Raw genomic sequence first — 9,794 nt, 5'->3', positions numbered from 1 at the left:
TCCCATTCTCCATACGTCCTTGAAAGCTCCTCCGCAGTCGCGTCGAGGAGCTCGTTGCATCGGTGCGAACTCACCTTCTCCTGCATAGACCTGAACTCACCAGCATGGTGTCCGCGGTCGAACTCCCAGAAGGCTTGTTCGCGCAGTTCTGACCTGCTCCCGTGGAATGTCCTTGGTCGAGGTTAGTCTGTTCTCCGGAGAAGGAGACAGTTAATGAAGCGTACCCGTTTCAGCGACGAGCAGATCATCGGTATTCTGAAGGAGCATGAGGCCGGGCTCTCGGCTGTTGAGCTGTGCCGCAAGGACGGCGTCAGCGATACCACCTTCTACAAGCGGTGCTCGAGGTACGGCGGCATGGAAGTGGCTGAGGCAAAACGGCTAAAGGCTCTCGAAGATGGGAATGGCAGATGAAGCGCCTCCTGGCCGACGCGATGCTCGATGTGTCGACGTTGAAGGAGATGCCCGCAAGAAACTCCTGAGGCCCGGCTCAAGGAGGAACGCCGTGACCTGGGCAATGAAAGAAAAGGGCTACTCGCAGCGTCGAGCTTGCGGCCTGGTTAACATCGACCCGCGTGTTCCGTTATCAGTCGACGCGGGGAGATGATGTCGCGATCCGCACGAGGCTCGAGGAACTCGCAGCCAGACGCGTCGATTCGGCTATCGTCGCTCGCTTATCCTATTGAAGCGGGAAGGCGTCGAGATCACTGGAAGAAGCTCTATCGGCTCTACAGGGAGGAGCGGCTGACCGTGCGCAAGCGTGGCGGCCGCAAACGAGCCTTGGGAACCCGAGCTCCGATGGCAGTGCCTCAAGGACCGTACCAGCGCTGGAGCCTTGACTTCGTCTCGGATGCTCTGGTCGACGGCAGACGCTTCCGGATCGTCTGTCTTCTCGACGACTTCAGCCGAGAGTGCCTTGCGACCGTGGTCGAAAACTCGCTGTCCGGCGAGCGTGTCGGTCGCGAGTTGGACAAGATCGCGTTCAGGACGGGCTATCCCCGGATGGTTGCCTCGGACAACGGGACCGAACTGACGCCGAATGCCATCCTTAAATGGCAGCAGGACCACGCCATCGATTGGCACTACATCGCGCCGGGAAAGCCGATACAGAATAGCTTCGTGGAAAGCTTCAATGGACGTCTGCGCGATGAATAACTCAACGGGCACCTCTTCACCAGCTACCGCCATGCGGGGCAGATTCTCGAAGAATGGAGAAACGACTATAACCTGAACCGCACACGAGCCTCAACGGCTTGACCCTCTGTGAGTTTGTAACCCGGTCCAGACAGGACTGGAACATGAACAGAGCTATCTATGAACGAGGACAATCAGGGGAGCTGGTCACTGCGAAGCGATCGATGAAGGGGCTGGCATTATCATCAATCCGGCAGCCTTGACCTTCACGTCGCTGGCGCATCTCGATGCGTTCAAGATGTTCAAGGGGCCGATCATCGAATTCCACATCAGCAACGTTCACCGCCGCGAACCCATCTACCACCGATCCTACGTGTCGATGACCGCGACAACGGTTATGGCTGGTTTGGGTGCAGAGGGGTATCCACTGGCAGTGCGGGCGCTGGAGACGCTGATCGCAAGGAGCGCGAGATAGACGGGCGAACGCCGTTCTCTTCAGGTTCCGCCAGCTTTGTCAACCGCTGCGCAAGCTCGGTGCACGTATGATACTGGTCGGCCGCGTGGTACGCTCCATAATGACTAGGCAGTTGAGGTTGTGGTGAGAGTGAGGCCGTTGACGCCTCCGATCTTCGCGATACCTCCTGGGCTTTGTTATCGGGCGAGAAGAAGATTGTTCGGATTTGTGGAGTGGTGGAGCCAGCAATCATTAGCGCGTCGATTCCTTTTGGCAGGCGGCGTTGTATCCATTTCGGCCGCACTGCTTGTGGGAGCACTCGTAACCCGCCTCATTGAAGCTGCCGTCACCCATAATTCTGCGGCCACCACCGCAATGTATGTGGACAGCATCATCGCGCCGCTGCTTCCCGATTTGCGTACCAATGACGTTCTGGACGATATCACGAGCCGTACGCTGGACGAGACATTCGGGCAGGGGGCATTAGGCGATCGAGTGCATTCTTTCCGGCTGTGGCGCGCTGATGGCACGATACTCTATGCCACCGACGCCAAAATCATAGGGGAGACGTTCAGGCCGAGCGAGACACTGCAGCGGGCGTTCTCGGGGGAATTGGTGGCGCAGTTTGAGCACCTCGCGAACGAGGAGGTCCTTGCTGAGCATGCCGCTGACATCCCGCTCCTGAAAATCTACAACCCAGTCCTGCAACCATGGTCAGGTGAGGTCGTCGCTGTTTCGGAGTTTTACGAGCTCGCGGAGGGCTTTGAGGAGAGCCTGTCGGAGGCGAGACTATGGAGCTGGCTTGGCGTAGCGGGTTTCGTATCGGTTTTCTTCCTGTCTCTCACGGCTATCGTTCTTCGCGGCAGTCGGACCATCGACGACCAAAAGGCTGCACTGACGCAGCAGGTGGCGGAACTGTCCGACCTCCTCGCACAAAATCGCTCACTCCATGCGCGGGCGCAACGCGCCTCCCAAAGGGCCGCCGCATTGAACGAGAGCTATCTGCGGAGGCTGGGCGCAGATCTCCACGATGGGCCAGCGCAATTGGTGGCCTATGCCGCACTCCGGGTCGATAGCAAAACACTGATAACGCAGGATACGCCTCAGCCTGAACGCGCGGCCGAACTTTCGGTGATCAAAGCCCGGCTTCATGAGGCGATGGAAGAAATCCGCAGCATCTGCAGAGGTCTCATCCTTCCCGACATAGAAGGTGCCAATCTCCACGAGGTCATCACCCGCGCGGCTGAAGCCCACATCCAGAGAACCGGCGTTCCCGTGGCGCTCGTTCTGTCTAATACCTCATGCAAACTTCCGGCATCGGCGAAGATTTGTATCTACAGATTTGTGCAGGAGGCCCTAAATAACGGCTTCCGTCACGCGGATGGGATCGGCCAGAAGGTCCTTCAGTCCTTCCACGGAGACGAGATTGTGGTGGAGGTTGAAGATGAAGGGCCTGGCTTCGATCCAGGAAGTTTGAAGCCTGGCGGCCTCGGGCTTGTGGGACTGCGGGAGCGAATCGAGAGCATGGGGGGGCGCTTCAACTTGGAAAGTTCAGCGAGGGGAACTGCAGTCCGTATGATGATCAGTGTGGAAAGTCTGGAAATCCCCGATGAAGAACATCCGAGTCGCAGTTATCGATGACCACCCGCTTTTCCGAGAAGGCGTTATTCGCAGTCTGAGGGAATGTCCGGGGCTCGAGATCGTGGCAGAGGGCGGGTCCCGAGACGATGCCATAACGGCTGCGGAGACTCACGCGCCAGACGTTATGCTGATGGATATCTCCATGCCCGGCAATGGCTTGCGTGCGATAGAAGCCGTGCTGGAGAAACAGCCTGAGGCGAAGATCGTGATGCTCACAGTCTCCGAGGCGGGAGATGATCTTGCCCGGGCTGTTCGACTGGGCGCCAAAGGGTATCTTCTCAAAGGTATCGGTTCGCAGGGCTTGGCGGAAGTGGTCAAGACCGTGGCCGCCGGACAGAGCTATATTGCTCCTAGTCTCTCAGCACATCTTGTAGAAACTTTTGCACGTGCGACGCAGGCCAAGGTTGATCCGCTTGCCGAACTTACACCACGGGAGATGGAGGTATTAAGGCTGGTGGCTTCCGGTATGAGCAACAAGCGCATCGCCATTGCGCTTGATCTGCATGAAAAGACGATCAAGCACCACATGACACGCATCTTCTCCAAGCTTAACGTGTCGAATAGAACGGAAGCGGCGCTTGCGCTCCATGAAGCTCGGAGTGGCAGATCAGCGGAAGGATTGGAGGCGCCTGCGATCTGACGCGGTTGCACGGCGATTGACGATCGGCCTGTTGCGTGCATCGAGCATCTGGTACCGGTTGCGCTCGATCCTTTCCACCGTCCCATTGGGATGACGGACCGTTATCGATGAACCGTTGGTGCGGACGTCTACGCTGCCTTTCGCGCCAGGGGATCTCTCTGATGGACTTGGGCCGCGCGATTGGCTCGATCGACTGCTCCGACCGCCGCCATTGCCGCCTCCGGTTCCGCTTCCGCCGCCGTTGCCGCTTCCGCCGTTGCCGCCGCCGTTGCCACCTCCGTTGCCGCCGCCGTTGCCACCTCCGTTGCCGCCGCCGTTTCCGCCGCCGTTCCCATTGCCTTGCGCGGCGGCTTCTCCCGTCCCAAACTCGAGAGATCGGCCGACAACAAGAAGGCGTGTCGGTGAAAGCAGCGCTAGAGATGTCAGCGCGGCAGACAGTATTAGCTTCCTTCGGCTGGTCATTGCTGGCTCGTCCTTGCGCTACCGGTTCCTCAGCATCTAGTCAGCGTGCTTGTCAAAAGAAAGCCCCGTCCGCAGCAATCGGACGGGGCAGTAGCCTGCGCAGGAAGGGACGGGCAGCGCAGGTATTGATTGGCGGCCTTACGCAGCAGCCGCGCCCAGTAACACGAAGCATATGGTAAGGCCGAGAATTGGGATCAAAAGCCACCGGGCCTGGAACACACTGTTTTCCATTGTTTCCTCCGCAGATGCGTTTCGTTGGCGTAGCAACTGACGTGATCGTGTTGCCGTTCCCCAATGGAGATGCTCCGGGACTTTTGCGCAGAGCCTCTCCGACAAAGGTCTGATGGCTACACCGGACGAAGGGCAGGGGGTGGTATCGCATACAGGCTCCAAAGTGGAGCCTCATCAGCTCCCCGGATTGACTAGTATGGTAGTATCTTGCATGTTTGGAATGGGTGGAGCCAAGACGGATGAACGTACGCAGTGACATGATTAGCATGCCAGCACCGCCGAAGGTGCTGTGGGACGCGCCGGTTGGACCGCAATTGTGGCGTATCGCGCGCGACTGGATCCTGCGGGGGGAGCTTTTACCTGGGACGCGCCTGTCAGAGGTGGATATCGCCAACTTGTTCGGAGTCAGTCGGCAGCCGGTTCGCGAAGCGTTCATAAAGCTGTCCGAGGAAGCTCTCTTGGAGATCAGGCCTCAGCGAGGAACCTATGTCAGCCGCATCAGCATCGCCGCGGTGACATCTGCCCGATTTGTTCGAGAAGCTGTCGAGGCCGACATCGTTCGTCTTGTGGCGAAGACGCCGGAGCAAAGTCTTCTTGATGAGTTGGAAGGCCTTTTAGCGGCTCAGGAGGAGGTCCTTGAGGGGCCGGAGCCTCAGAAGTTTCTTGCGCTGGACGAGCAGTTTCATAGGCGGCTTGCTGAAGCGGCCGGGCAGAGCCAGGCTTGGGAGATCCTTCAGCCGCTGAAAACCCAAATGGACCGGATGCGCTATCTCAACGCCCGCCATTTTTCGCGCGCTCAACTCCTTGAGCAGCATAGTCAGATCGTAGAAGCAATTCGTGCGGAAAATCCTGGATCCGCGGAAGACGCGATGCGAAACCACCTGCGGCAACTTCTTGACGACCTGCCGGTGATCGCTAAGGCCTTGCCGCACTTCTTCGAAAACGGCGGCGCGGAGTTGATGGGTTGAGTTCGGCAAAGGCCTTTGCAGAAGTTTTCGTGCCGGAGTGGATTGAGGTCGCGAGAGATCGCGAGTTTGGTGGCGTTGTGCAGCGTCTCGATGAAGGTGGGAGGCCTGTTAAAGGGGAAAAAAAGACGACGCTGGCGTCGGCGCGCACGATCTTCTCACTTTCGCATCTGTATCTCCACACTGCCAATCCCGCGCTGCTGACCGCTGCAAAGGACATCAACGTCTTCATGACGACGCATCTGCGGCTCCCTGGGGGTGGGTATCGCTGCGCGGTGGAATGCGACGGTCGTCCGAGTGCCGATCCTGCGGACGGCTTATGTCGCGCCTATGACCAGTCGTTTGCACTTCTCGCCCTTGTTACCTTGCAGAAAGCCGATCCGTCTGCCGTGCCCGGAGACATGATCGCAGATCTTTGGGACTTTATCGTTTCAATCACCGAGCCGGCGACCGGGGCGCTTTATAAAGATGAAAGAATGGCTCGATCGGGCGCGCTCCCCCACGAACACCGGTCGCAGAACCCCCAGATGCACATGTTGGAAGCGCTTCTCCAAGCTTATGAGATGAGCGGCGAGAGGGTTTGGCTTGAGCGGGCGTCGCACTATGTCTCTCTTGCTGAGATGTTTCTGGTCGACCCCGCGACAGGCGCCGTACGCGAGTATGTCGGGCATGATCTGTCACCACTGAATTCGGTATTGGGGAATCGGCGAGAGCCAGGCCACCAGTTCGAATGGGCTTGGCTCCTGCTTCGCTACCGCGAACTGGGAGGAGACAGAGAGGTTGGCGACCTTGTCGAAAGGATGACGCGCTTCGCGGACGCCTATGGTGTGCGACGCGACGGCGGTCCGATGGACGGAGCACCTTTCGACGCAGTAGATGCTGAAGGAAAGACTATCGAAGCAACCCATCTTTTGTGGCCGCTGACGGAGCTCGGGAAGCTCGCGTGTATGCAGCATCTCCAAGGGGAGGTGGGGGCCACCCAACGCTGCCGAGGCATAGAGCCGCTTATTTTTGAGCGCTACTTCGCAAAAGACCGCCTCACCTGGGTCAATCAACTGGATGGCGTTGGTGCAGTTTTGGTGCCTGACGCCTTGAGCAGGCTAATCTACCACGTTCTTCTGTTCGTCACAGAAGGAGCCCGCGCTGGGCTGTGGACCTTACGGCGCAATCACTCTTAACGACTTCATCATCACCAAGGGAGGAAACCTCATGATGAACATTCTGCTACGATCGACGGTGCTCACCGCGGCACTCGGACTAACGTGCGGCGGTGCGGTAGCACAAGAGTTCCAGCTCAGCCTTTCAACGTCACAGCCGCTGACGGACCCGCTCGTAATTGCCATGCAAGGAGCGGAAAAGAAGATCGAGGAGCGTTCCGAGGGGCGCGTTGATGTAACAATCTATCCAAGTTCCCAGTTGGGCGAAGACAACGACGTCCTCGAGCAGATCCGCAGTGGCGCACCGGTCGCCGTCCTGGTCGATGCGGGCCGGCTCGCACCTTTCATGAAAGAGCTGGGAGTTCTCTCCGCGCCTTATTTGGTGAACGACTACACGCAATATGCGGCGATCACGGAGTCGCCGGTCTATAAGGAATGGGTTGAGACCTTGGCGGACGACGCCGGTTTGCGCCTGCTGAACTACAACTGGTTCCAGGGCACTCGTCAGATGTTCACAAAGAAGCTGATCGAAAAGCCGGCCGATCTGAGCGGTGTGCGCGTGCGGACGATCGATGCTCCGAGCTGGATTGCGACAGTCAGTGCCATGGGCGCTACACCTGCACCTATGGCATGGTCTGAAGTCTATTCAGCGCTGCAACTCGGCGCTATCGATGGTGCCGAGGCACAATTGACAGGTGCAGCCGGCATCAAGCTGCATGAAGTCAGCACAAACGTAGCTCTCACCAACCACATTCAGCTGTTCACGGGGTTGGCGACTTCGGAGCAGTGGTGGGAGTCCCTGCCGGAGGATATTCGCACCATCATTGATGAGGAACTCAAAGCTGCGGGCGAGGTGGCGACACGTGCGACCGCCGACAAGCTTGCAGAAGTGCAGGCGATGATGGAAGAAGCAGGAGTGGCTTTCAACAAGGTTGATTTGGCACCTTTCCGTGATGCAACTGCCAAGGTCTACGAAGAAGTGGGCCTTGTCGAAGCGCGCGAGGCCCTTCAGCCGTACCTCCCGAAGGATTGATCTCCGATCAAAGCGACTGGGAGCGCAGGTCACTGCGCTCCCAGTGCGTATCTATTTGAGCCAAAGAGGGACCAAGCATGTGGCGGCTATACGATAGGCTGGAGACCGCTCTAGCACTTCTATTCCTTTCAGCGACGGTAGTGGCGGTTCTGGTCGCCGCGATCGGGCGCTCGATCGGCCTGCCGCTCACGTCTGCCCCGCAGTTTGCCCAGTTGTTTCTGCTGTGGACCTGTATGTTCGGTGCCGACCTTTGCATGCGCCACGGGGAGCACATACGGGTGACCGCGCTGCCGGACCTTGTCCCAGAGAAGGCTCGTCGCCTGCTGTCTCTCTTCTCGACCGTCCTAATTCTCGTCTTCCTGGTGTGGATCGCGTGGCATGGCTTTCACCTTGCGATCGGCAATTGGTCACGCGAATTGGGCGGTGCGGGCCTCAGCTACGGCATAGTCACTCTTGCGCTTCCGGTAGGGGCGGTGCTGCTTACCATCTCCACGCTGAGGCGTCTCTGGAGCCGGGGCTGGGGCGGCGTGCTCGAACCGGACAACCATGCGGAGGAGTACCCGCTTTGATCTCCACCTTGATCCTGATCGGAGCGCTTGCGCTTATCGCCGTTGGAATGCCGGTCGCCTTTGCGATCGGTATCGCAGGTTCAGCTTATTTTCTGCTGCCGTCGGTATTTCTTCCAGACAGCACTGCAGCGCAGCGGATCGTCGCAGCGAGCCAGTCTTTTCCCTTGCTGTCGGTTCCGCTCTTCATTCTGCTGGGGAATCTGATGAACAGTTCCGGCATCACACCGCGACTTGTGAGTCTTGCAACCACTGTTGCCGGCTGGATGCGGGGCGGGTTGGCGCAATCGACGCTGATCCTCAGCGCCCTGATGGGTGGGGTCTCCGGATCGGCCGTTGCGGACGCTGCTATGCAGTCGCGGATCCTCGGCGAGCCGATGGTGGCGAAAGGCTACCATCGCGGTTTCACCGCTGCGGTGCTGTCGATCGGGGGGCTGATCACTGCAACGCTCCCGCCCAGCCTCGGACTTATCCTGTACGGCTACCTCGGAGAAGTCTCTATCGGGCGCCTGTTCATCGCTGGCGTGGTGCCGGGTGTGCTTCTGACCGTCGTACTGATGGTTGCCACTTGGGGCATTTCCTACCGACGCGGGTATCAGCCTGAGAACGATCGACTTCCAACCCTGCGGGAGGTGTGGGTGGCGTTCAAGGGCAGCTTCTGGGCAATTCTGTTTCCCGTCTGGCTGCTCGTTGGCATCCGCTTCGGCTTCTTCACTCCGTCCGAAGCCGGCGGATTTGCGGTTGCCTATGCTCTCTTCATAGGCTTCGTGGTTTATCGTGAGTTGACCGTGTCGGCGCTGCTCGATGCCTTGATCCGCAGCGTTCGCGACATCGGCATGATCATGCTGATCATCCTTTTCTCCGGCGCCTTCGGGTACGTCATCACATTTGAACGGGTGCCGCAGAGCATTGCGGAGTTTTCATTGACCGCGATCACGAATCCCACTGTGCTCCTGTTCGTGATCTGCGGCTTCCTGCTGGTTCTGGGGATGCTCATTGAAGCCACGGTACTCGTGATGCTGCTCACGCCCATTCTGGTGCCGGTCGTTACCGCCGCTGGGATCGATCCGGTGCATTTCGGGCTGATCATGATGACGCTGGTCACCTTCGGTGGAATGACGCCCCCTGTGGGAGTGTCGATGTTCACGGTCTGCGGAATCCTGCGGTGCTCTTACAAGGAGTACTCGCTCGAAATGATTCCGCTGGCGGCGGCGGTGCTCCTCCTGGTCGTGCTCATGATTCTGTTTCCGCAGATCGTCCTCTTCCTTCCCGCGTGGCTCATGTGATCGCTGCCTGCGTCGTGACGTAGAACTTCGATGAGGTGCCGCAGCATGACCGCTTGATTGTCAGGTGATGGTGGGCGACAAGGGCATGCGGGTGTGTTGGTAGTGGGCATTTCCAAAGTGCGCGCCTTATCTCGCCGCCGATGCTGCGAGGCTATGTACGCAGCAGGCCAAGGCTCGACGCCGATGCCTGAACGGGAGCAGCTGGGTGTGCCGGCATCTACGCTGATG

General features: G+C 58.8%; 8 protein-coding genes and 2 pseudogenes. All 10 read left to right on the top strand.

The window, feature by feature from the left end; genetic code table 11:
• Positions 1-213 precede the first annotated feature (213 nt).
• Positions 214-1,394, top strand: a pseudogene (locus LXM96_RS16045) (IS3 family transposase).
• A pseudogene (locus LXM96_RS16040) lies at positions 1,346-1,606 on the top strand (type II 3-dehydroquinate dehydratase); the annotation flags it as partial. The pseudogenes LXM96_RS16045 and LXM96_RS16040, both read left to right, overlap by 49 nt.
• A gap of 195 nt (positions 1,607-1,801) precedes the next feature.
• Positions 1,802-3,226, top strand: a complete 1,425-nt coding sequence (locus tag LXM96_RS16035) for a sensor histidine kinase (protein WP_239999557.1) — start codon at positions 1,802-1,804, stop codon at positions 3,224-3,226.
• Positions 3,195-3,866, top strand: coding sequence for a LuxR C-terminal-related transcriptional regulator (locus LXM96_RS16030; protein WP_239999556.1), 672 nt, complete (start codon positions 3,195-3,197; stop codon positions 3,864-3,866). The genes LXM96_RS16035 and LXM96_RS16030 overlap by 32 nt, the downstream gene beginning before the upstream one ends.
• 180 nt (positions 3,867-4,046) lie before the next feature.
• Positions 4,047-4,271: a hypothetical protein gene (locus LXM96_RS16025; RefSeq protein ID WP_239999555.1), complete on the top strand. Its 225-nt coding sequence runs from the start codon at positions 4,047-4,049 to the stop codon at positions 4,269-4,271.
• 527 nt (positions 4,272-4,798) lie between these two features.
• The gene (locus tag LXM96_RS16020; RefSeq protein WP_239999554.1) at positions 4,799-5,527 is read left to right on the top strand and encodes a GntR family transcriptional regulator; all 729 of its coding nucleotides are present in this window, start codon (positions 4,799-4,801) and stop codon (positions 5,525-5,527) included.
• Positions 5,524-6,702, top strand: a complete 1,179-nt coding sequence (locus LXM96_RS16015) for an AGE family epimerase/isomerase (protein ID WP_239999553.1) — start codon at positions 5,524-5,526, stop codon at positions 6,700-6,702. The genes LXM96_RS16020 and LXM96_RS16015 overlap by 4 nt, the downstream gene beginning before the upstream one ends.
• Before the next feature lie 31 nt (positions 6,703-6,733).
• Positions 6,734-7,714, top strand: coding sequence for a C4-dicarboxylate TRAP transporter substrate-binding protein (locus LXM96_RS16010; RefSeq protein ID WP_239999552.1), 981 nt, complete (start codon positions 6,734-6,736; stop codon positions 7,712-7,714).
• A 77-nt stretch (positions 7,715-7,791) separates the two neighbouring features.
• A complete protein-coding gene (locus LXM96_RS16005; protein ID WP_239999551.1) occupies positions 7,792-8,283 on the top strand; it encodes a TRAP transporter small permease in 492 nt (163 codons plus the stop codon).
• Complete coding sequence (locus tag LXM96_RS16000; RefSeq protein WP_239999550.1) at positions 8,280-9,566, top strand: TRAP transporter large permease; 1,287 nt, start codon at positions 8,280-8,282, stop codon at positions 9,564-9,566. Before LXM96_RS16005 ends, LXM96_RS16000 begins: the two co-directional genes overlap by 4 nt.
• The last annotated feature ends 228 nt before the right edge of the window (positions 9,567-9,794 follow it).

It is taken from the genome of Rhizobium halophilum (assembly GCF_021648825.1).
In the GTDB taxonomy this organism is placed as follows: Bacteria; Pseudomonadota; Alphaproteobacteria; order Rhizobiales; family Rhizobiaceae; genus Neorhizobium; species Neorhizobium halophilum.
Note: the sequence above shows the minus strand (reverse complement) of the source record. Positions and strands in the feature narration are given on the sequence as shown.

What these genes read in the sequence shown, in the direction of transcription:
- LXM96_RS16010 (WP_239999552.1), top strand. Translation starts at nt 6,734, where the DNA reads ATGATGAACATTCTGCTACGATCGACGGTGCTCACCGCGGCACTCGGA.
- LXM96_RS16030 (WP_239999556.1), top strand. Translation starts at nt 3,195, where the DNA reads ATGAAGAACATCCGAGTCGCAGTTATCGATGACCACCCGCTTTTCCGA.
- LXM96_RS16020 (WP_239999554.1), top strand. Translation starts at nt 4,799, where the DNA reads ATGAACGTACGCAGTGACATGATTAGCATGCCAGCACCGCCGAAGGTG.
- LXM96_RS16005 (WP_239999551.1), top strand. Translation starts at nt 7,792, where the DNA reads ATGTGGCGGCTATACGATAGGCTGGAGACCGCTCTAGCACTTCTATTC.